The 26,172-nt window shown below is 29.0% G+C and carries 7 protein-coding genes and 1 tRNA gene; 5 read left to right on the top strand and 3 right to left on the bottom strand.

What is annotated here, in order from left to right; all coding sequences use genetic code 4:
- Positions 1-292 precede the first annotated feature (292 nt).
- From lon to T385_RS0101005, 5 genes are all read left to right on the top strand, one after another.
- Complete coding sequence (gene lon / locus T385_RS03730) at positions 293-3,172, top strand: endopeptidase La (protein ID WP_051677944.1); 2,880 nt, start codon at positions 293-295, stop codon at positions 3,170-3,172.
- Between the two features lie 100 nt (positions 3,173-3,272).
- Positions 3,273-4,109, top strand: a complete 837-nt coding sequence (mutM, locus tag T385_RS0101020) for a DNA-formamidopyrimidine glycosylase (RefSeq protein WP_245601761.1) — start codon at positions 3,273-3,275, stop codon at positions 4,107-4,109.
- Positions 4,109-4,378, top strand: a complete 270-nt coding sequence (locus T385_RS0101015; RefSeq protein ID WP_051677943.1) for a Smr/MutS family protein — start codon at positions 4,109-4,111, stop codon at positions 4,376-4,378. The genes mutM and T385_RS0101015 overlap by 1 nt, the downstream gene beginning before the upstream one ends.
- Before the next feature lie 104 nt (positions 4,379-4,482).
- Positions 4,483-5,244, top strand: a complete 762-nt coding sequence (locus tag T385_RS0101010; RefSeq protein ID WP_029905717.1) for a hypothetical protein — start codon at positions 4,483-4,485, stop codon at positions 5,242-5,244.
- Between the two features lie 443 nt (positions 5,245-5,687).
- Positions 5,688-5,772 (top strand) — tRNA-Leu (locus tag T385_RS0101005).
- Between the two features lie 261 nt (positions 5,773-6,033).
- On the opposite strand, the gene T385_RS0101000 is transcribed toward T385_RS0101005, so the two are convergent.
- The 3 genes from T385_RS0101000 to T385_RS0100990 all read right to left on the bottom strand — a co-directional run bounded on the left by T385_RS0101000 (position 6,034) and on the right by T385_RS0100990 (position 25,926).
- Entirely contained in the window at positions 6,034-8,529 is a 2,496-nt protein-coding gene (locus tag T385_RS0101000; protein WP_029905715.1) for a lipoprotein 17-related variable surface protein, read from the bottom strand.
- A gap of 358 nt (positions 8,530-8,887) precedes the next feature.
- On the bottom strand, positions 8,888-16,957 hold the full coding sequence (locus T385_RS0100995) for a coiled-coil domain-containing protein (protein WP_029905713.1): 8,070 nt from the start codon (positions 16,955-16,957) through the stop codon (positions 8,888-8,890).
- A gap of 314 nt (positions 16,958-17,271) precedes the next feature.
- A complete protein-coding gene (locus T385_RS0100990; protein WP_029905711.1) occupies positions 17,272-25,926 on the bottom strand; it encodes a hypothetical protein in 8,655 nt (2,884 codons plus the stop codon).
- Positions 25,927-26,172 lie beyond the last annotated feature (246 nt).

Genomic DNA, 26,172 nt, shown 5'->3' with positions numbered 1-26,172 from the left:
AGTGGTTGATAAAGCAAAAGAATTAGTAGCCAAGTGAATTAATGGCCAAGATATAAAACAAATAATTTATGTTCCTAATAAAATTGTAAATATAGTTTTAAAATAATTATAATTTTACCAAAAAGCCTATACAATAGGCAAATTGGTAAAATTTTTTTTAATCAACATTTTGTGAAGAAAAATAATTAAAAAAATTATAAATATAGCAAGAATAACAAAAAAATAGAGTATTATATATACATATAGAATTTTTTAGCATTGAAGCTTCATAGTGCTAAAAAAAAGGAGAATTATGAAAAAAAGAGCTTTAGTTTTAAATATTAATGATTTTGGTGAAATTTCAAAGGTATTTATCGGGAACAATAGACAATGAATTAGACTTGAAGACCGTAAATTTGGACATTTTAATAGTGAAGTTTTAGCTAAATTAGCAGATGCTTTTGAAAACAAAAAAGAAGATACTATAGACGAAAAAGATTTAGATGTTTTTATTTTATATAATCACACACATCTTTTTGGCTTTAAAGAAACTTTAAAAGTTGTTTATGATCCTGAATCATTGGCAACAATTGGAAGTTATGCAACCCACGCAAAAATTATCAGAGTTAAAAAGACTATTACTAATAAAAATCTTTATTATGATGTTTGTTTAAAACCAATAGTAAGATGCAAATTAAGTCAAAAACCATTTTACGCTGCTGACGGAAGTGAAAATGTCAATAATATTGCTGAAATTTTTGAAGTTAGCGCCACAAGAAACCCAATTATTATGGCTAATGATCGCTTAGAAAATGAGGATAACGAAGATTATGCAACCATCCACCAGGTTATTGGTGAACTCGACGCAACTTTAACAAATTTATCATCGAAAAACTTAATGCCTAAAATTGCCAATATTTTTAGCAATTTATGACAAAACAATTTATTAAACCTACACCCTTTAGATGATTTAATTTTTGAAGGGGACGAAGCATATACAAATCAAATTCCTGATGAATTTGAAATTTTCACCAGCTTTACTAAAATGTTATTTTTAGAAAATAACATGCTTTTAGAACTTTATAAATTGCCTAACTTTAAAGAACAATTTATTTGAATTAAATGCTTATTTATTGGTTTATTCTCAAATAAAAATATATTTGACGAGGAACAAATGAATTTTTTAAGAACTTTACCAATCAATAATCCAATTAAAAATATTGACAAACTAAGCTTTGATCCTCAATTTGTCATTTCATTAGTTAGAGACATAGAATATTCTTCTAAAGAAGATAAAAGTAATATTAGAGATCTAAAATTAAGTGAAGAAGATAAAGCCAAAGAAAAAATTTCACGTGATCTAGATAAAGAAATTGATTTAAAAATGAAAGAAAACATGGAAAAACAGCAAAGAGAGTACATGTTGCGTGAAAAAATCAAGGTAATGCGGGAAAAATTAGGCGAAACTACTGGATCAGAAAGCGCCGGAAAAGGTAATTTTGCTGAAACCCTTAAAGATGAAAAGCAAAGACTCATTTATCCTGAATCAGTTATTAAGCTTATTGACTCTGAAATTGAAAGAAAAGATATTTCAGGAATGGGACCTGATGCAAACATTGCGGCAGCATACATTAAATTACTAAAAGAGCTCCCATGAAGAAAAACCGAAGTTGAAAGCTTAGATATATCTAAGGTAAAAGAAATTTTAAATCGCAATCACTATGGTTTGAACGAAGTTAAGGAAAGAATTATTGAATATATTTCATTAATTATTAACCATAAAAATTTAGATAAACTTAAAAATGAAAATAAAATTATTCCACTGGATAAAAATACGCAAATAGATTTAGATTTATTTAAAGATAATGGTTCACAAGGCGCAAAAGTCCAAACTGAATTTAATAATGTGCCAATTTTAACTTTAGTTGGCCCTCCTGGTGTTGGTAAAACTTCATTAGCCAGAGCTATTGCAGAAGCCTTGAATAAAAGCTTTGTAAAAATTAGCTTAGGCGGACTTAATGATGAAAGTGAAATTCGTGGACACCGTCGCACCTATGTTGGAGCTATGCCTGGTAAAATTATTAAAGCTTTACATCGTTCAGGCGTATCTAATCCTATTATCTTGCTTGATGAAATTGATAAAATGACCTCAAACATGCGTGGTGATCCCACTTCAGCAATGCTAGAAGTTTTAGATCCTGAACAAAATGCAAAATTCCAAGATAATTATTTGGAACACGAATATGATTTATCTAAAATATTATTTATAGCCACAGCAAACTATATCGGAAACATTCCCGCCGCATTATTAGATCGTGTTGAAATTATCGAGCTTTATAGCTATACTATTAGTGAAAAAATTAAAATTGCACGTGAACACTTAATTGATATTGCCCTTAAGCAAGCTGGATTAGATAAACAATTATTTAATATTAGCGATGAAGTTTTAGAATTTGTAATTAAGCATTACACAGCGGAATCTGGTGTAAGACAGCTAAAAAGAGTACTAGATAAATTAGCTAGAAAGATAGTAACAAAGGTAGTTTCAGGCGAAAAATTAGAATCATTTACTATTGATATTAAAATAGCAAACGAATTATTAGGAACACCTCTTTATACTTATGATAAAGCTAAAGAAGAAGCTCAAGTTGGTATTGTCAATGGCTTAGCTTTTACTTCAATTGGTGGTTCTACTTTAAAAATCGAAGTAATCCCTGTTCCTTCAAAAACTGGCGGGATTAAATTAACAGGTTCATTAAAAGATGTAATGAAAGAATCTGCTAATATAGCCTTCACCTATGTGCAAGCTAATGCTAAAAAATATGGTATTGAAAAATTTGACTTCGACAAAAATGTAATCCATATTCACGTTCCTGAAGGGGCAGTTCCTAAAGATGGGCCTAGCGCTGGAGTTACTTTTACCACCGCTATAATCTCAGCATTATCAGGTCGCGCAGTTCCTCAAGATATTGCAATGACTGGAGAGATTACCTTGCGTGGCAGAGTACTTGAAATTGGCGGTTTAAAAGAAAAATCTTTCGCTGCATACAAAAGTGATGTAAAAACAGTATTTATCCCTAAATCAAACGAAAAAAACCTAAGAGATATTTCTGATGAAGTTAAGGATGCAGTTAAATTTATTCCAGTTGAAAAATATGAACAAATTTACGAATTAGTTTTTAATAAAAAATAATTTTCTAACCAAAAGGACTGTACTACAGGCTTTTTGGTTTTTTTATGTATTTAATATTTAAGGTTAACATAACCAGAATATTTATAAATAATTAACTGTGATGTTTTATAATGTAGTTATGCCAGAATTACCAGAAGTAGTTACAGTCGTTAACGACTTAAAAACTAAAATTATTAACCAAAAAATTATTGATTTGATTATTAAAGAAAATAAGCTAATAAAGAATGCATCCTTATTAGAATTTAAAAATTCTTGCTTAAATGAATCAATTAAAAATGTATTTAATTGTGGAAAATTTATAATTTTTGAACTAGATAATGATAAATTTATAGTCTCTCACTTGCGAATGAGTGGCGGCTATAATACAAGTAAAATAGATCGCCGCCCTTCAAAACACGAACATATCATTTTTAAACTTAGCAACATTAATTTGTATTACAAAGACGAAAGAAAATTCGGTACTTTTGAGATAAAAAATAAGTTAAATTTGTATAGCACGCCTCCCTTATCCAAATTAGGAAAATACCCAAAAGATCTGAACTACACTGATTTTAGTAAAAAAATATCTAAAAAATCAACCGCCATAAAAACAGTTTTGTTAGATCAAAGCATTATAGTTGGTTTAGGTAATATTTATGTGAATGAAGTTTTATTCGCTTGCAAAATCAATCCTAATAGAGCTGCTAAAGATATAACTGAAGAAGAAGCTAAAAATATTTTAGTTTCTGCTGATAAAATTTTAGCTAAAGCGATTGAACTTGGTGGCTCTTCAATACAAACCTATTCATCTCTTGATGGTAAAAAAGGTTCATATCAAAATGAATTAAAAGTGCATCTGAGAGCTAATATGCCTTGCAAAAAATGTAAATCCAGTATTTTAAAAAGCTTCATTAATCAAAGAGGTACTTACTATTGCCCTAAGTGCCAGGAGAAGTAATGGTATTTGCTTTAAATAATTATGATAGTGATGTTGATAACATCATTGATTTACATGGATTAAGAAGCGATGAAGCACACACATTGATAGTTATGTCAATAATCAATGCTGAAATAAAAAAATATTATTCTATAGGCTTCACCACAGGAAAAGGAACAGGGGCACTTAGAACAGTCTTATTAGACTATCTTGAAAATGAAGAATATGATTATTCTTATGTCGACGACAAATCGATGTATATAGTTTATATGAAAGATTTTGATCAATAAAGATAATTAAAAAAACGAATATTTTGTAGAAAAACCTTTCTAAAAAATATTCGTTTTTGTATAATTAGCGATGTCTTAAAATAAGAATATGAAAGGAAATGTATATGAATAAAAAAAGATTAATCATTTTGGCTAGCGCTTCATCATTAATTTTACCAGCTATTAGTGTGAGCTGTTCTAATCAAAATAAAGGCAATAATAACAATAATAATAACAATAATAATAACAATAATAATGATAATTCAGCTAACAAGGACAAAGGTGGACAATTACCTAATAATGGCTCATCACAGGGTAATCCGTCAAATGGCGAATCTGATCTAGATAAGCAAATTAATGAAAAAAATCAAACAGTAAATGAATTATTTAATCAAAACTATGCAGAAGCTCTAAAGTTGATTAAGGCTGATGATGGATTATCAAAAGCTGATTTAATGAAGCAAAAAGAGGCTGAACTTAAACTTTTAAACGAGATCAAAGATAAAGAAGAAAAAGCTAAATATGTAAAATATTTAGATGATAAAATTAGCCACCTACAGTTAGTTAAGCTAAATGTTAAAGCTTTTTTCGGGACAATAATTCGTAATGATGACATTAAAAATGACAAAAAATTTGGTATAGACGATGACGCAGAAATTCAAGGTAAAGAAAAAAATATTTTAGATGAAATCAAACAAATCTTAAGTTCTAAGCTTGAAAATAAAGATTCTGAAGAAAATAAAACTAAAATCAACAATGCTATAAGTAAAATTAACAATGAATATAATGTTATTAAATCAAATTTAACTAATGAACAATACAAACAATTTTTAGATGTTGTTGCAAAAATTATAAAAGTAGAATTAAAATATTTTGAATTAGTTTAAAAAATAAAAAAACAAGAGAACCCAATGTCCTCTTGTTTTATTTATTATTCGCATTTCCCTAAATGAGAATAATAAATATGATTATTATTAGTATATTTAATTTGTCGATTTGAATACATAAAATAATGGAGTTTAAAAGAAATATTGAATTTTAAAGATATATTTGATGCTTAATAAAAGCAAATCACAACCTGAAAAGTTGTGATTTGAATAAGCTTTACAGATATATTCAGCATTTGATAGTTTTATACCATATCAGGGTAATGAACTTACCGTGTGAACTAATAAATTCATAACATTATTATATATGTAATTAAGAAATATATAATAATTTTTGTTATTTATTTAAGATTATTATATGGTAACAATTCCATAAAAAAAATTAATTTGAAGGCAGTAATTAATTATAAACTTAAATTTTTATATGTTAAAATATATTGGATGCTCGAGTGGTGAAATTGGCAGACACGCTAGACTAAGGATCTAGTGCTTCACGGCATGCAGGTTCAAGTCCTGTCTCGAGCACCATATAACAAAGTTACCATTACCCGCGATAGTATAAAAATTTTGTGTAAATTTATCTCTGGCTTACTTATAGTATGGGATTTGATAATAGCAATCACACAAATCCAAATTTATTACACAAAACTATCTACGGTGCCAAATTTTAGGATAAAAACAAAAGTCTCAATATAATATTTGAGACTTTTGTTTTATTTATTACATATATAAAATTAATTTATTATATGTAATAGTCCTGTGCTACGTTTATTTTAGGAAAAAAACGAATTAATTTGTTTTAAATTGCTCGATTTGGAAATTAATTTGGAATGTTGATAAATCATCCTTTGAGAAAACTACTCCAAGTGTTTGCTTTTGGCCCTTTTTATTAGTATTTATAACAGCTTTAGTTATCTTTCATCCACTAGGTAAGTTTTCAATTTTTACTTTGGAATGTAAATCATTATCTTGTTTAGCTTGTTCTAAGGTCATATTTTCTTGGCCAGTGATTGTTGCTTTACTTTCTTTTTTTCATTGAATTTTATCTTTCATTCAATTTGTATTAACTAACTTTTTATTAAATTCTTGTGGATCTTTTTGATTTGGATCAACAGAAACATTAACTCTAGCCGATACTAATGAGCTAAAATCTTTAGATTTTAATTCTTGGACGGTTAATAAAGTTATTTTTACACTATCATGACCAATTTCTGATTTAAAATCACTAATAACGATTAGCTGTTGCTCATTTTGAAATAAATTTTGTTTTTTATTTGGTAAAAATCTTGTGGTAGATTTAAAGCTTCATACATCACCTTTTTTATCGATGATGAATGACTGTAAAAATGGCTCTTTATTTTTTCCTGCTTTGTAATCGTCTAAAATAGCCTTAGTGGTGTATAGTCCTTTTGATTTTCACTCTTCAATTGGTTTTTTGTATTGAATTTTATTATTAGGAATGTCTGTATCGTCTTTATCGGTTCCTTTTCAATCGCTTGGTAAAATTAAATCTTTCGATATGTCTTGATCAGGAATTGTTCGTTGTGGTGCCAATACATCTTGTCAAGGCTTATCAGGGTTTTTTTCATTATGTATTTGTACACCTGTTTTAGACAAATCAATTTCTATTTCTTTTGTAACTTTTGGGCTTTCTGTTCAATCTTTAAATGAAGCGACCACTTCAACAGTGTGTTTTTCATCGGCTTTTTTATTATTTTGAAAATGTAACGCTAATTCACGCAATGGATTTGATAATCAATATGATTCATTTGATAATTCATTATATTTGCCATTCTCAATAAAATATTTGTCTTTTGAAAATTTAGGATTCAATTTAAGATTATCTAATTTATCTTGAAGATAATTTTTTTGTTCATCGGCAGTTAGTCCATGTGGATTTATCCCTCTTGAGTATGCTTTTAAATCTACTTCTTTGTCCTTCTCGATGAATACGTCTTTATTGAGATTTGTTCAAAGTTTAATTTTTACAAATCATTTTCTAGCATTATTAACTTCTTTTTCTTCGACACTAATAAACTTAAATCCGTAGTCATTTGTTTTAAGATTTTTAATAACAAAATTTGGCTTATTATCATTCTCTACAGCTTTATTAGCAACAACAAACTGATATGCCATTTCATCTGCAAAGTGTAAAGTCATTTTTTCAAAAATGCTGCTAAGTTGGTTTTTCTTCTCTTCCAATTCTTGTTCCTGTTCAGGAGTAAGCTTTCAACCTTTTAAATCAAAATGTTGATTGCGTTTATTTTCAATGTTTGTTCCTGTTTTTTTAATTTTGTAAATAATAGTTACATCATTTGTTTCTTCGCTAGGCACAGCTTTGAAATACGAAAATTCAAAACCGTCAGGCGCTTTTTTTACTAATTTACTTTCATCAAAATCTTTAATATATGTATTTTTAATATCCGGATAGTCAAAAGTTGCTTCCTTAGCCTTTTCATCAATTTCTAAGGCATCCTTTGAAGGGAAATCTACTTCTAAAGTATAAATTTTCTCACTAACTTCTGGCTCTTTATTTTTGATAAATTTAGCTATTTTAAAAGTTAAAACAACTTTTTCGCCTTCAATTTTAAATTGAATTTTATTACTAATTTTTGTAAATTTACCTTCTACAAATGTTGGTGCTTCAGGGTTTGCGAATTGAAAATCAGTTTGTGCTAAACCACTAACTTCAAGTAGAGGTTTGTATGAGCTTTTATCTCTAAAGTTTGGAACTGTACCTTTAGGTTCATAAATGAATTGCTTTTCACTTCTTGATCACCATAAATCAATTTCAGTTTTGATTTTTTCAACAAATTCAGTTTCTTTACCAGGAATTATTCTTAGTGAATCCTTCACTTCATCATAAAATGCATCAAAAGAGTTTATTTGTGTATCTTGATCACTATTTTGTTTGATTTTAAAACCTTTTCATTCAATGGTGTGTTCGTCTGAAAACACTGTAGTATTGTCTTTTTGGTTAATTTTGAAAGTAACTTTTAATTTACCTTCTGTATCATTTGCTTCTAATTTTGTGATTTCAAAATTATATTTATTTTTGTTTTCTAAATTAATTTTGATATCACTTTTTTTAACTGATGAGCTCAAAACATCACTTTGATTATCATATGATAAGTTAGTAGAATTAATTTTTTGTGCCAATTCATTTAACTCTTTTTTTAATTGTTCTTCAGTTTCTTTTTGATTTTTTATACCGTTGCAACTAACAACTGATGCACAAGCAATTAGGGAAGTTGCCGTGCTTAAAATCATTAATTTTTTTCTCATATTTCTCCTTATTTAATATCTAAAGATTATTTTAGATACATTATATATTTTACTAATTTATGGTTTTTAATTACATTTTCAAACATTTTGTTTAAAATAAAAAAATATATTATTAAAAAGCGATTAAACATAATAATGAGCATAAAATAACTATAATACAGCACTTTCGGTCAAAACAAAATAATGAATTAGTTGCTTTCACTTAATTAAACATATCAATACTCATAAATAATTTTATTTTTATATAAATATGATTCATTTAAATAAAATGAAATAAGCCTTATTTAAAGTAAAGTTAGGTTTATAAAGGGATAAAAAGATATCAAAAAATACGAGCTTTGCCCGTATTTTTTAATGATTATTTTTTATTTTTTTTGCGGTTTTTAAGCGCACTGAATACACCGGCGATTAAGCTTATTACAAGAACAGATGAAATTGCTGCTGTGGTGATAATAGCAATTAAATTACCTCTACGTGCATTAATTTCTCTATGAATTAAACGAATTTGTTCTTTAGCAATGTCATTTAATTCACTTTGAATTAATTCATCTAAGTAGTAATCATATACTTGGTTAAATGTCTTCAAGTTTTCTTCTAGTTCTTTTTTGCTTAATTTTCATAAGCCTTCTTTTTGTTTTTGAATCAACTTAGCAATATTAGCTAATTGTTGTGCATTAGGTTTTTTAGCTCCATAATGTTTGCCTTCACCATCTTTTTTGTCGTGACGGTCTTTAACATTTTCAGCTTCGTTCACTAATTTATTAATTAATTGTTCATTAGCATTATTATTAGCTGATGCTTCTTTTAATGCTTTTGCTAACTCTAAAATATATTTAGTGTGGCTTATACCGAATGCCATATTATTATTAGCTTTTGTTGCGTCTTTTATGCTTCTTGTAAGCAATGATTCTTTGCCGTATTTACTTTGTTCTGGTTTAAATTCAGATTTACTATTAATCAATCTTAGCTGTGCATTAGCTAAATCATCAACAGCAGCTTTTAGCTCAGCCAATGTTTGTGCATATTTAGCTTTAGCTTTTTCAACTTCAACTTTAAGTAATTGCAATTTAGGATCATTATATCTTGTATCAGCTAATTGGTCAACTTTTGCACGATAATCTTTAGCTTCTTTGTTAGCTTGTGCAATTAGTGAGACTACTTTTTTGGCTTTCAATGCATCATTTAATAATGCTTGTTCGCTTTCGCTTAGGTTATTTAAATCAGCAAAGGTGGCTTTAATTGCTTCAATTTTTCTTTCAAGATCATTAGCATCATTTTCTGTTAATTCGCCTTCTTTATTAGCATTTTGTGTAATACTAATTCTGAATTCTATTTCAGCTTTAGCTTTTTTAGCGTTTTTAAGAGCTTGATCTTTAATTGCTTGTGCAATTACATTGTCAGCTTTTATCTTACTAATATTATGAATATCATCATTAATGCTATCTAAATCAGGATTAATATTGTCTTTGTCTAATTCATTATTTAGACTGCTTAAGCTTTCTTTTAACTTATTAGCTAAATCAATTGTTTCTTTAAGTTTTTGATCTTTTGGATCTTTCATGTTTGCATAGTAATCTTCAGCTTTGGCTAATTTATTCACTAAATCAGTATATTTAGCTTTATCATCAAGATTATCAGCACTTTCAGATAAGGCAGCTTTTAAGTCAGCATCAATTTGTTTTACTGTTAATTGCTCTTCTTTTGTTTTGATTAGATCAACAATAGTTTGTGGTAATTTAGCTTTTTCTTCTTCAGTTAATGCATTGAATTTGTCACGTTTTTTATTTAATTCCGCAGAAGTTTTTTCAACTAATAAACGATTTTCTTCGCTTGGGTTTTGAGTGAATTTGTTTAATGCATCATGAATTTTATCAAGCATTTGTGCATATTCGGTTGCAACATGTGCTTCTGGTAAGTTTTGTTGTGTTTCTTTTAAGACTTCAATTAAAGCATCACTGATATATTCATCTTTATTTTGTGCTTTTTCTTTAATTGCTTGATAATCATTAAGACGTTTTTCACTTGCTTTCTTAGTTTCGTCTAATTTAGCTTTTAAGTCATTTACACGGTTAGTTAAATCTAATGCTTCTGCGTGTGCATTTTCATCTGATTTTGATTTTTTCAACTGTGATATAGCACTTTCAGTATCAGCAAGAGATTTAGCAATTAACTTAGCATTTGCTTCTTTAGCTTTAAGATTTTGAATTAATGATTCCTGCTCGCTTAGCAATTTATCTAATGATTCTTTTTGTTTCATTTCTTCAGCTTTAGCATGTTCTAAGGCTTTTTGTAATCCTAAATTAGATGGATCAGTTGTTAATCGTCTTTCAATTTCTTCTCTTTTTTCTTTTAGTGAAATTCATTTTGCTTTTGCATCTTTTACTTCTTTAGCCTTAGCAGGCAATTCAACATTAGTTAATTTATCAATTTCAGCTTGGTTATTATTTTGTAATGTTTCTAATTGTTCTTTTTCAACTTCTTTAGCTTTGATTTGACTATCAAGATCCTTGATTTTATCTTCATAATCTTTTTGTAATTTTTCATAACGAGCTATTTCGTCGTTGTAAACACCGATAATTTGTGCTGATTTTTCTTGTTCAACTCTGATTAATTCATCAATTGCTTGGTTTTTAGCATCGATTCCTTCATTGATTATGTGTTCAATTTCAGCTAATTTTTTAGCTTTTTTAGCTTCAAGACTAGCAATTTGTTCTTGAGCTTCTGCTTTTTCAAAATCGCTAATGCCTTCCTTAGCTAATAAATCATTATAGTAAGCAAGATTTTGGTTAATACGTTCAATATCATCGCGAATTTCTTTTGCTGCGAATTCTTTGTCATTAACCTTAGCGAATTCATTTAGTTGTCTAATTGTATCTGATTCGCTAATAGCACGGTCAATATCAATAGTTAAGGCTTTACGTAAACCGAAATTGTCTTGACGACGTGGTACTTGTTGTTCCAATCTCTTAAGATTTGCAACTTCTTGAGCCTCTAGAGCTTTACCGCCTCTTGTCTTAATTAATGCTTTTTCTAAAGCATTTAAAATTTTATCGTCAGAGTTATCTTGAGCTTTAACTAATTCTTCGCTATCCTTTTTGGTATTGAGAGCTAAGCTTAAAACAGCATCGTATTTATCGTTGTATTTAGCTTTAATTTCATCAACTTTTGCATTGATTGTAGCGGCTTGTTTGCTTACTAATTGTACATTTTCTACACTTGGATTTAGTGCTGCATAGGTAATATTAGCAATTAATTCAGTCTCAATATCAATAATTTCTTTAGCTATTTTTAGTTGATCGATAATTTGCTTTTGAGCTTGGCTTAATTCACCTTTAGTTGCTTCATTATTGTAAATTTCAATTAGTTTATCTACTTCTTTAATGAATTCTTTACCATTTTCTTTTACTAATTGTGCATATTCAACAGTTAATGGGTCAGGGTAATTACGTTGTGACATTAAATTGTAATATGTATCTAAAGTCTTGTTGAAAATTGCTTGTGCACTGGTGTTGTCGCCTTCTTCTGGCTGTTTATTTGCGGCATCACGTGCTTTATCGAATTTTTCTTTATGTACTTTATCAGGTAGTTGAGCCATATTGATAAAGCTGTCGAAAAGTTCTCTTTCATTAACTAATTTATCAGCTTTAGCTTTTAGTGTATCTAATTTAGTGCCTAATTTAGCTTTGATGGTTTCATTATTTTGTAAGTCTTCAAGTTGTTTTTGCAAGTCTAGAACTTTATCTTTATCTGTTTTATCAATGCCTTCTAAAGCTTTTTCTTGTTGTTCAATTATGGCATTATTAATATCTTTAATTACGTTAATTGAGCCTGCTACATCGTTGTTTTCGTTAAATTTAACATCAAAATTAGCTAAGCTGTTAATTAATTCATTTTTATTAGTATTTGATTTAGCTACTTCGCTATCAATTGAGTCGCTTGTTTGCTTAATTGTGGTTTTAAGATCTGTAATTTCAGTTTCTAATGCGTTTAATTCGTTTGTTACATCTTCTCCAGCTTTTTGTTTTTCTAACAATTTGGCTTTTTTGCTTAATTTATCTTCTAATTCTTTTGCTTCATTATCCATTTTATTGGCTAATTTAACTAAATTAAATTCATTTTCAAGATGTTTGATTTTTGCTAAAGCCACTTTAGCTATCTCTTTTTCTAAAGCTGTAGCAACATTTTCTGCACGTCCATATAAAGCATTTTTATGAGTTTCAATATCTGCTTTTAATTTAGTGATTAAATTATTGATTTCAGCTTCACGGTTTGCATCAACAGTGCTTTTAGCACTATATTCATCCATTTGAGCTTTAATATCAACCATTACTAAAGCATCATTAGCTAATAATTTAACTTCTTCTTTAATTTCAGCTTTAACTTGATCTATTTTTTCTAAAGTGCTATTTTGTTTGTCTTTATTTGTTGAATCTGGCTGTGCATAAGTGTTAACAGTTGCAAGATAATGGTTATAAATTGCTTCTAGTTTAGCTAATTCTTTTTCTAATTTATCAGCCATTACAGCAAATAATTTTTCTTTATAGATTTCTTCGTTGTCTTGTTTAAATTTAGCTAATTGAGTAAGAGCATATTCAAGCTTAATCTCTACGTTTTCATCGACTGCATCAATTTTATTAATTGCATCATTAACAATTTTTACTAAATCAGCAATATCTTTTGCTAAAGCTAATTGTTTATATAAGCCCTTATCTACAGCATTTTCAGGCAAGTTTTCAGTTACTTGGCGTAATTTTTCAAGTGATACTATTGCTGCTGATGAGTGAGCATCCGAATGATCATCCACAAAGCCATTTACATCTCTAATTGCTTCAGCAGAAGCTTTTAAAACTTCTACTTTAGCTAAGATTTTATCTGTTAATAAATTATTTTCATATGGGAAGCGTTTTAATTCATCATCTTTGAATTGTTCACGTAATTTTTTAACATTTTCAGCTGCTTCTGATAACTTAGATATAGCTTCATTCAATTTATCTAAATTATCTGTAGTTGGCTCGTTTTTGTAATTTTTTAAAGCTTCAAGTGAGTCTTTTAAAGGAGCTAAAGTAGCGAAAATAGCTTCTTCATCATCATATAAGAATTTATTAATTTCTTTTCATTTTGGATTTCTTTGTTGTCTTCATATTTTCAATTCTTCAGTAACTTTAAGAATTTTTTGATAATCAGCTTCATCATTTGTTAATAAGTATGCTTTTTCAGATTCTACTAATTCAAAAGTCTTACGTAATGATAAGTAACGAGCATGTAGTACACGTTCAAAGTTTGTATCTTTATTGTCGATTGGCTCATTATATGATGCTGTTGGGCTATTTTCATCAACAGCATTAGGATCATCATTAAGTGCTAAAATGAATTTTTCTAATTCATCAAGAGCTTCTCTTGAACCTGCTGCTTCGTGACCTTGTTCACGTAATATATTTGATTTTTTAGCTAGTAAAGTAAAGGCTTTAACATAATTGTGGTTTCCTGTGAAAGCTGATAACTCAGGATTATTTGGATTATCAGTTACAACATCAGAAAGTTTTCATAATACAAAGCGGATTGATGATCCCCCAAAGCTTGTTGCATAGTCATATAATGAATCTTCTTTATAGTTTCCAACTTGATCTTTAATAATATTGAAGTTTTCATCAACACCAATTAAATCAAGTAAATTAACTTTATTTTCTTCATCACTTAACGAATCAATACCTAAATTAATCTTTGTAACGTCGAATCTTGATAAGTCGGTTGAATAAGCAGCAGCTTTAAGTGATTCAACAATTTGAACCTTAATAATATACGATTTTGAAGCTTTTACTATATCCTTAGCTAAACGAATTAGTTCAGGACTAATTGGGCTAGTAGCTGTTAAATCGGTTCTGTTAATGATTTTTGCATTAACTCAGTCAATTTCATTTTTTAGTCTCAATCTATATGAACCAGGTTGCATAGATAAAACTTTTTGTAGGTTTTCTTTGCTTGGGTGACGTAAGTAAGCATCGACAACTAATTTATATTCTTTATTAATTTCAATAATTCTTTGTAAGTGTCCAAAAGCTTCTTTAAGTTCATTCAATGAATTGTAGTTGTTTGATAAAGCAGCTAAAATTTGATTATTTCAAACAATTCCCTCTACATCATCAAGAGGTTTTCCATAATCTTTGATGAAAAGAGTTTCTTTACCTTTGTAATCATTAATCACCTTCTCATCAGCTTTACCATTGTTTAGGTAGGCATTTGAAACTAATTTCTCGGTTGAGCTAAAGTAAGCACGTAAATCGATTGATAAACGTCTTAAAGCGTTACGAGCTGATAATTGTGTCGTTAATAAAGCACCAACACCAGAATAAGCTTTTTGACTTATATAGTGATCGGCTAAATAGCCTTCATTATTTTTACCAATTGTCTTATTAATATCAAATAAAATAGAAATTTCTTTGAATGTTATATCGTAAGCATTCTTTTCTTTGTCACGGTATTGTTCAACTATTGAGTCTGGTTTAGTACGGTTATTGTAATAATCACTGCCTAAAGAACGGTCATATTTATCGATGTAAGCGTCAATCAATTTCAACGCCTCTTCTTCTTTAGATTTACCAGGTAATGGTTTAAGTTCTTCAATTTTTTCTAATAAATCTAAGTATTCTTTTAGTCTTTCAACTTTAGATTTAGAGTTTTTAATAAGCTCATAAGTGTATTTGAATGTAGCATAGAAATCATTATCTTGTTCGATATTTTTATCACCTAAAGTAGTTTCTTTATTGATTGAATTATCATTCATAGCTTTTTCTAATTTCTCGAATTTATCGATGAAGCGTTGGAAACTACTCATGATTTTGTCTTTTTCGTCAGCATCTGGAGCGACTTCATTATCGTCGGTTTTACCGACTTTAGCCTCAACATCAACTGTTGAACGAGCAAAGGCATTGGTTAAATCAGCTAATTGGTGTAATTTATCTAGACGCACAAGCATAATATCGATTAAAGCTTTGTGGCGTTTATTTGCACCGGATTGCATGATCATTGTTTCAGTTGGAACAATTTTTTGATTATTAATTGTTTTAATCGCATAAGTTTCACGAGAATTAATTGTACCGGTAGGTCCTTCAAAAATTGTGGCTGCACGATCACTAGAATATGGATTATTAGTGTAAGCGAATTGAGGGTCGATTGTCATCGAACTTACAATTGAAGAAATTACATTAATTAAGTTTAATAATTTTGCTAATGATACTGTAGCTGGGTCGTTTTGGTCTAATTTAGCAATGTAATTACGTTGAATTTCGATTTGTTTTTGTTTACGTTTTTCAATGTCGCTTAGGTTGAATACTTCTTTAGTTCCAATCTTAATTTTTTGTCCGTGTTCATCTAATTTATCTAAACCTGTTTCATCTTTTAAGTATCTATCTTCAGTTTTGAAAGTATCGAAGTTAGCATATTTAATTAATTCTTCGTAGGTGTAACGGATGTATTCTATTTTTTCATATTTAGCTTCTAATTCTTTAATTAGCTTAACATTGTTTGTTGCAGTATCGAGATCCTTATCGTAAATTTTTCCTAATTCACCTGTAGGAGCGCTTAATTGGCTCGATTTTGATTTTGCATGAGCTGCATAAGCATCGTGGTATTTTAAGAATTTTTTAAGAGCTTTTTCTCTGTTAGCAATAGCTTCTGGGTCTGAAGGTTCGCTTGCCAATAATTCTCTTTCTTCACTTGTTAATACCAAGTCAGCATGAGCAGCATCGAAGGCTTCTTTTTCTGAACTTAAAGCCATAATGTAGCTATACATTGTTTTGTATTTTGCTTTGAAATTGTCTATGATTACATCAAATTGGTCAACATCACTATCGCTTGCACCTTCATAAACTTTTAAGTTTTGTGGTGGATTAGTTTTACTTAAGTTAGAAGTTAAGTATTTAATCATCCAGTGAATATTTTGTGCATCTTTAAGACTTAAACTATTTGAATCTTTACTGTCTAGTCTATCTTTTTCAGCTTCATAGTATTCACTTACTAATTCTGCAATAGTTAATAACACTGCATTTTCATGCACATAGGTTGATTTACCATTTAAATTAGTAATTTGTTCTTCAACTAAGTAGCGGTTATATGCTGTTGGATTTACCATATATTGATCAAGTAAAATGGTAAATTTGGCTTCTTCACTTACTAAAGAAACAGTCTCTTTAACTTTGTTGAATAAATCTTTGTAACGTTCATCTTTACCGGTTTCAGTATTATTTCTATTAAATTCACTTAATTTTTGTAAATAACGTGTGTATGAACTTAATAATTCGTCTCTGGTGTGGGTAATGTTTACTTCATTTTGAGTATTTGCATATTGTGCATAAAGTTTATTTAATTGTTTTGCTTGCAATAAGATTTTGGCGAACTCTTTAATTTTCTTATCGGCAGCCGGTAAGCTCATCGATTCTTTTACTAAGTTTACGATTTCATGGCCATCGCTGTATTCACGGTAGCTGATATCGTTTAGTTTTTCAACTTGAATTTCAAATTTACGACGTTGAATGATGAATTTAATTGATGTTTTTAATTCTTTGAAGTTTATTTCTTTTTTGATAAATTCGATTGCGTCGTATTTATTGTCTGCACTAGTGTATTGGCTAAAATCAGCAATATCTTTATTATTTTCATTATTGTCGATGTAATCTAAAATGTCATCTAAAATTCTGTTATTTTCTTCATAGGTTTTAGCTTTAGTTACACCAACTAATTTATCACCTAAAGCCTTAATATTTTTGGCAAATTGTGTAAATAAACCAATGTAGTATCAGCGAATTGTTTTTCGTAGTCTTTTTCTTTTACCTCATTGTTAAATAACTCTGTGAAAGCTTTATTTTTGGTCTTAATATCGTCTTCTTTAGCAATTAAAGTATTGAATTTATCTAACGAATCTTGACTACCTGTAGCTAAATAATCTCAAGCAGCTAAAATCAATTCAGTTTGTCATACATGAATTTCATTTAAAGTATTTAAATCTTTTAAATAGCTTACTAAAGTGAGACTCATGATTGAATCAGCACCAAAGATTTCTTTATTATCAGCTTTATCTAAAACAGTTAATAATTGGTTATTTGCGCCCGTTAAATCGCCAATTTCATTAGTAATTAAGTCTTTAATTCTGTTGGTATTTGGACGATTAATGTGTTTTAAGAAGTATGAATAAGCACCAGTAATTTTTTCGCGATCTTCATAGGTTTGGTAATAATTATCATTATCTAGTTCAAATTGCGCATAACGACCATTAAAGCCAATTAATTTTTCTAATGTTGATGAAATAATTAATGAGTCAACATTAGATAAAGAAGCTTTATTATTGCCCATTTTAGCGAATAATTGGTCTAAATCACGAGCAACTTGTTTATCTTTATTGAAGGCGAAAATTGGGTTAAATCCTACTTTATCTTCTAAATCACCATTTTCTTTTTCAACTTTATATTCTGAATTTGCAAATTTTGCACGAATGTATATAAGTAATTGTAATAAGGCATTAAATTGGCTTTCAACTTTAGTATTTTGTTGTTGTAAGGTTAATAATGTTTCGTTATTAATATTGTTGTAGTTGTTTTCCGAACCAATAACTAATGTTTCTAAGTGGTTGGTTGCGTTCATTCATTTTTCAATTGTAGTGATGCGTGCTTTTTTATCTTCAGTAGAGTTATTAATTAAGTTTCTTAATGTGTTTTGGTAAATTAAGCGTAGTAATTCTATTTGTGAATTATTTGAAGATGAAGAATGCACTTCTGCAATCTTACCTCAAGCCTCAATTTGCTTAATAATTGCTTTACTGATTGCTAATTCATCACTTTGTGAACTTTGTAAAGTATCAAATTCAACAAATGAATCGTTGATATTATCATCAAAAATTAAGTTATTTACCTTGAATTGCGCAGCTAATAGTAATAAATATCTGTTTAATTGTTTAGTGAGTCTATCGTAAGCTGTTTCACTAATTTTCATTTTACCTGAGAAGGTAAAGTCTTTGTTAGCTGCAAATTTATCGATTGCTTCAACAACTTCCTTGAATTTTTCATTTGCTAGATCAACAATATTATTACCTTTAGAGTTAACATCAAGAATTTTTTGGCTCATATCATCTAATTTATCTTTAATTGAAGCTAAATCGGTGATATTTGCTTTGGTTTGTTCACTCTCGGTATCAACAATTTTTGATAAGAATTCTATTAAAGCTTTATCAGTTTCTTCATAAAGTTTTCCGTAATCATTAGAGAAAGAAGAGCTTCCTTGTGAACGTGAAGGATCAGGCATATCAGCCTTAGCTTTAGCATAATCTGATGCAGCATATTCTTTATAAGCTTGAGCATTTTTAGCAGTAGACACAGCTTCATAAAGTTTATCAATTACATTAGTTCATGATTTAATGCTGTCAGTTTTAACATTAGTTAGTTTAAGATTTTTAATTTGAGTTTGTAAGTTTTCTAATGAATAAACATCTTCTTTTTGAATCTTAACTAAGATTAATGAGTATTCGATTACAGCTTGAGCTACTTTATATAGTTCTAAGTAAGCATCGTAAACTTTTTTAGCATTTTCATCATATTTATTTTGATCATTAGCATCAGTAAATTCAGCAATTATGTCCAATTGCACTTTTAATGCCTTAGCGTGATCTTGAATTTTTTCAATTTTATCGCTTAATCTTTCATTTACTGATAAAGTTAATTCTTCTTTTAATTTTGTGGCAAAATCATAAATGTATTTAGCGGTGTCAACTTTTTCTTTGTTGTCTGCTTCAACTTTAGCTTGTTTAGCTTTATAAAGTTTTATAGCTAATTCTTTTAATTCTTCTTGAGAATAGTAGTGGTTATTTTCTTTATTAGCTTTTAATTTCTCAGCATCATTACTTTTATCTAGTGTTTCGATAGTTTGATTATCTAAGAAATCTTTAAGCACTAAAATACTGTATGTTAATACTTCACTAAGTTGTTTATCGGTTTCTTTTTTACCACGATTAAGAATATCTAAGAATTTTTGTTCATCACCACTTTCAATTGCTTGGTTAGCTGCGTTAGCTGCACCGTATTTAAGATATTTAATTACATCTTGGTAAGCTTCGAATAATTGTTTGTAATTTTGCTGTGCTGAGCCAGTTTGAGAAGAATCTTGGTGTTTGAATGCTTCTCCTGAAATAGTTGAAACTTCAGCAGTAAGTTTATCTCTAGCATCGATATAGTTTTTGTAGAACTTAATGTATGCTAAACGGCTATTTTTATCACTAACTGCATTAAGTTTAATAGCATTTTCTAATGAACTTCCAATAGTTCTAAAGCTTTCACGGTCAGCACGTGGAGAGTTAAGGTATTTATAAACTAATTTGAAGTATTCTTCTGAATATTGATCCATTTTAGTTGATAAATTAGGAAGCGGAATTTTGCCATCTACTTCATTATAACTTAGCGCACCAGCTTTAAAGCCATTAGCTTCATTTTCCAAGAATTTCTTAGTTTCTTCAAAAGCCTGCTTAATTGAGTATTTTTTCTTACCGTTTTGATCTAATTCACTGGCATATTCAGCAGTTTTAGTAATAATTAAATAATCTTCATAAGCTCAATAAATTGACTTGTAAACATGAGCTATCATGCGGCTTTCCAATAATTTAGTCATGATATCCATGTCAATTTGTTTGGTTTGTTTATCAGCACCACTATTTGTAGTTAAAATGCTTGTTGGATGATCAGCATAATGGTCAAAGTTTTGTGTGTATTTGTGGTTAGCAAAAATAGTGTTGTAATCTATATCGTCACGTAAATCACCTAATAACTTTCTTTCTGCATCAGTTGGAGCAGTTCTATAATTATTATTAAAGATAGCGTATCCACCAGAATTTGAATTATTTGGTTTTTCGGTTTTAGCTAAGATAAATTGCTGTGGCTCAATACCATAAACAACATCAACAGTATTGTTATTAGTTTGTTTTGTTTTTCAGCTAGTGTCGCTTGTATCAGATGAATTGTAAGATAATTGACCATTTAATTCAGCGATTAATTCTTTTAATTTAGCTGGATCAACAGGTGAGTCACTAATTGCATTAACGGCATTAGTAAATAATTCTAAAATTCCTAATTGTAATTTTGATTTTAGAGCCTCAATTTCTTGTTTTGTTTTATTAATTTTAGCATCATCTTTTGGAACAGCTTTTTCAAGTGCTTGTAATTGTTCATTTAAGCTTAATAAACCAGGTAAAATGGTTGCTGAATTACCAGCTAAAGAAGCTAAAGTTTTTTTAGCTAAAGTATGAGCTTCTTTAATTTTGTTTTCATCAGTTACTTGCGCATTATCTAAATCTTTATAAGATTTTTTAATTAAGTTTTTGCTTGAAGGATCAGCTTCAAAGTAATATGCATCACTACTATCACCATAAGCATCTTTAGCGTTTTGACGTTGCTTTATATATTCATCATAAACAGGTGTCGAAATTTTATTTTTTCAGTAAGATTCTACATTTTTACCACTAACATTTTCTTTATTTTTCTCATAGTATGCATGGATATTTTTAGCAGTTGTTCATAATTGGCTTGCAGTTAATAATCATTCATAAGCTTCGTTTAATTCGGCTTGTGTATAGGCATTTAAGTGATAATGTTTTTCTTTTTCTTGCTTACCATTGCCTGAAAGAGCTGTGTTATTATCTAGTTCTTTTTTAGCGTCATCAATGGCAAGCATTCATTCAACTTTTTCAAGGATTTTGACAAAATATGCAGCAGCTTTAATGCCTCCAGCATTACTTGGTTTAGTATCTTTAACTGATTCGTATAAAGTTCTTAATTGTGATTTTTGAGCTTGAGTAGGATTTTTTACATACTCATAATCATCAGTTTTACCGTTAATACTACTAATATATGAACGAATTGAGTTAAAGTCGATTAATTGTCCACGTTCATCTTCTGCAAATGAATTAAAAGCTTCGCCTGTAGTAGTCGAACCATTATTTTTAGCTTTAGGTTTAGCTAAAACTTTGTACATCTTCTTAAGTGAATCAATTAAATTACTTTGATTTAAGGCAGTATCAGCCCGTAAAGCGACTGAGATTTTACCTTGTGCTTTAGCATTATTAGAACCAATTGTAGTAATACCTTTTGTTTTAACGTCGTCATTAACTTTTATTGTATTATCATTTTTAAAGTCTAAATCTGGAATATAGTTACTTTTTACATATTGATAATTATTTAGGTATTGTAAGAAGAAGATTTTACTTAATAAAATATTTCTTATTGATGAGTTATTTACACCTTTAAAAGGATTAGAATCTTGAATTTGGGTTAAAGCAACTTCAGTTTTATCTTTTGCATTATTGCCACTAAGGCTTCCATCTTCAGTAAGATCTTTTAATCAACCGTAGTCAATTCTGTTTGATCATAAAACTAATTTCTTGTCATAGTTTTCTCAAACTGTTTTATTAAAGGCTTTATATTCTTTACTATTAATTTCTTTTTGTATGTGAATTAATTCAGCCATAGCTGCTAAAGCAGCATTATAACCTTCATAATCAGCCTTAATGATGGCATATTTACCATTTTCTTTATTTGGATCAATATTTTTAATTAAATCTTTAGCACTTTTTACTAGTTTGTAAAGTTCATCACTAGTGTTTAAGGCTAAAGCACCATTATAATTAGTAAAGTATTGGCCATCTTTATCGTAAACAACATATGAATGTTCAACAGCTTTTTTTGTAGCTTTTAAAGCTTCTAAGTTTGCATTTTGAATTTCTAATTTTTCAGCAGCTAGAGCAGCACTATTGTATTCTCTGGCTGTTTCAAATCAAGCATCAGGAATAACTTTGTTAATGTCATCAGTGAATAATGATTCGTCAATGTTAAATCTGTCGACGCTTTGAGATTGTTTATTAGTATCTTTTAAAATAGCATAAACAATTTCAATTTTGCTTGTTAAATCATTTTTATCGTTGACAAATAATTTAGTATCCTCATCATTTTCGTTGTAGAAATCATCAAATCATTTTTTAGCTTTAGTTCATTCACTAAGGGTAATTGATTTTGGAGCACCATCATAGCCAAATTTAACTTTTTCGAATCTTTCTTTTTCAATAATCATCATTAAACCATTTAACATGGTTCTATATTCTGCATTATCGACAGAAACAATACGGATTGCAAAGTCACCAAAACTAGCTTTTGGAACGTTATTTCCTCCACTTTGATATCTTTGATCTAAATATTTTGTATATTTATAAATAACTTCTGCAGTTTTAAGAGCATCTTCTGAGTTTTTAACTAGTTTAGGGAATATTGCTTTTGATTGATTAATTTGCTCTTCTAAAGCTGATTTTTTAGCTGCGTATTGATCGTCAGAACTATCGAATTTTGAAGCTTTAATTAATGCAATTGTTGCATCACGTAATGCTTTAACTCTTGCTTGGTTAGCATCATATTTGCTTTTAATTAAAGCTTTTTTATCTTCAATTTTCTTAATTAATGATTTATCGATTTCCAATCGTGTTGAATTAGTTTTACCGTTTGAACTATTATTGTGATTCATGTTAATGCCATCTCAAACAGTCGCTTTTTTATCAACGGTTTTATATTCACCTGTTTGATCGGTTACAGTATAACCATCAACATCTATTAATCCATCAGGATTTTTTAATGAAAATTCATCTGTAATATCTTTACTTAATTGGCTAATTTCATCAGTAGTTAAACCATCTTTATGAGCATCAAAATATTCAATTAAGGCTTTAACATAGATGTTATAGTCTCTTTTTGCGCTTTTATCTAGATGACGAATTAAGCTATTACGCAATGAAATAATTGATGTTGGGTTATCAACGTCAAGTTGCGATGTGTTAGTTCCAGGCATTATTCTTAAAATACCTTTATATTTGTTAGCTGGGTCGACTCAAATAATGTTTTTTGAATTTTTATCAATTTTAATTCTTTCTTCGCCCACATAAATTGCTTCTACATCAGGGAAGTATTCAGGTTTGCGTGTTCCTTTTTTAATCGGTCAAGTTTGACTTAGACCGTATGAAACTTGGCCATCTTTAAAGTGAACTTCCACACGGTCAAGGTTTTGATCACCTAAAAGCGGAATTTCAACAATTTGTTGTAAGGCTTTATTACGTAAATTTCTGTTTAAATCAACAATAGCTTTAACTTTAGTTAAATAATTTTCAAATAATTCGGTATATGTTTTACTATTTCTTTCATTTTCAAAAGCACCTGAAATAATTGGTTTAACAGGTGTAGGCAATGTTCCTAAGTGACCAAATTCTTTAACGAATTCTGTATCGAAGAATTCTAAATATTTAGTGTAAGCTTCTTTATACTCATCATAAGTATTAAAGTGGCTTCTAGATAAAATCGGACCTTTTGGAATTAATAATTCAATTTTTTTGGTTTTATCTGCACTATCATACTGTGTTTTTAAACTGTTAAACGATTCTATATAATGACGATATTTTTGATTACCGTTTTCGTCGTATTTAGTATCAATATTAATATTATTATTTGTAATAATTTTGTTTGCAAAAAATAAAGCATTTAAAGTTTTACCAAAACTATAGTCAGTATTAGGTTTTAACTCAGTAACATTATCGATATATACATTATTAAGGTTATCATTGTCTTTAATAGACTGACCATTATTGGTATCAATACCACCTAAAGCACTTCTTATCGAGTTAGTAGATAAAATTAAAGAATATTCGTTGTAAACTTGAATTCATTCTTCTTTAGTTGTAGGTTCATCACTATCCTGTTTAGCATTTCTTTTTCTTCAAATTAGTTTAGCAGCATCTCAAATTTGTTCATTTTTATCTGTTGAGCCACTTCCAGTGATACGGGTATAATTTCCAGGATTATTAATTGGATCTTTTTCATAGAAACCAGGTTCTTTGTGTCCTAAAATACCTTGCATAACGCTTTTTAAAGCAATTTCTTTTACTTGTCCAAGATTGTCTGGTGGTGAAAGGTGGTATTCACCCTTAAGCATTGAAGGTAAATATCCAGACATAAATCTCATGAATATTAATCTGTCATTCTCATAGTCTAAAGCTTGGCCTCATACATAATCATAGTTAGTTGATGCTGGGTTAAAATATCTATTTAAGACTTTAATAATATTTTGAATTGACGAAATGCCTTTTACACTTGGATCAAGGGTATATTTAAAGATAGCATCCGATAATGCTGCTTGAATATCTAAACCTAATTGACGTAAGTTGGCAAGCACTTGTCCTTGAAAAATTAATAATAGTTCAGAAACCGATTTACCACTAGAATTTCTTAAAAATTCTTGTTTATTTGAAGAGTTAAATCAGCCGTTTGAATGAGCTAATGTTCATGATTTTTCGAAACTAACGAATGAATAAACAACACGGAAGATACTTTTTAAGATTCTTTGAATGTTCGGATCATGTATATTAAGGTTATTGGCTTGGACAATATTATTTAAATAGCCAACAACCATTAATGGGTTGGCATTACCTAATAACTTAATAGTTCAACTATCATTACCCTTGTTTTGACCTAAATTTTGGAAGTTAACGAAGTCTAATTTTTGCGATTCATCCACATTTGAGGCATTATAATATCCATTAAAGTTGTGACTGTTGAAACTAAAGTTATTTAAAGCATATCATTTAAAACTTGATGATGAAGGCATAACACCTGAAATATGACCGATTAATTGGTGTTTTTTTGCAATATTATTAAAAACCTCATTAGATTCTGTATATAAATTAGAATGTTGTCCATGTGGATGGGAGTTGGTAGCATCAAGAGTGTAGCAATAAAGTTTTAAGGCTCTCTCAGTTACTTCTGTTCGTTTTTGGATGAATGCTTGTTCATTTAAGCCGCCTGAACCATTAGCTAAAAATTCTTGATATTGTCTTTGGTAGCCTTGAAATTCTTTTCAATACTGATCCATTTTGTCGAAAAATGATGTATTTCGCCCATCATGATCTTTAGCACCACTACCATCTCATTCTATAATTGTATCATAGTGGTTAATATTTCTTTTTACGAAAAGACCAAGTTTTTTAATAGCTTGGGTACGTTTATAAATATCTTCCATTGTAGCACTAGCTGAATCAATTGTTAAAGGTGCATTTTCATTAAAGTAATTAAATGATTCACGCACTTCTTCAGGTAATCAGTTACTATCGTTAATGTTTAAAAGGTCATATAATTTGCGAATTTGTTCGTCATCATTATGATGAACTTTACTAATTTGACCATGTTTCTCACTTGGTATTCTTGGTAAGTCTGCGTCTGTAATATTTGTGGTACTAGCAGAAATACCGATTGTTGAAGTAAGCAAAATTCCTGTTAGAGTCGTATATGAAGCTAATGAAGTAAGCAATACTTTCTTATTTTTTTTCTTATAACTCATAAGTTTCTCCTTAATTTAATTAATAAGTATTTATTTATAAATAACCAAATAATATATTTATCAATAAAGATGTAATCATTTTGGCGAGCAAAACCATATTTTTGGCTTTTTTTGAAAAAAAACGACCAAAAATGGCTAAAAAACAATTTTTTTTGGTATACATTTTTAATACAGATTTTAAAAAGAGAATCATAGTCCTTGATACCTAACTCATCATCAAAAAAAGCATAAAGCTAATTTTCTTTA

This window comes from Mycoplasmopsis opalescens ATCC 27921 (assembly GCF_000712185.1).
In the GTDB taxonomy this organism is placed as follows: Bacteria; Bacillota_I; Bacilli_A; order Mycoplasmatales; family Metamycoplasmataceae; genus Mycoplasmopsis; species Mycoplasmopsis opalescens.
The sequence above is the reverse complement of the archived record's forward strand: the minus strand, read 5'-3'. Positions and strand labels throughout refer to the sequence as shown.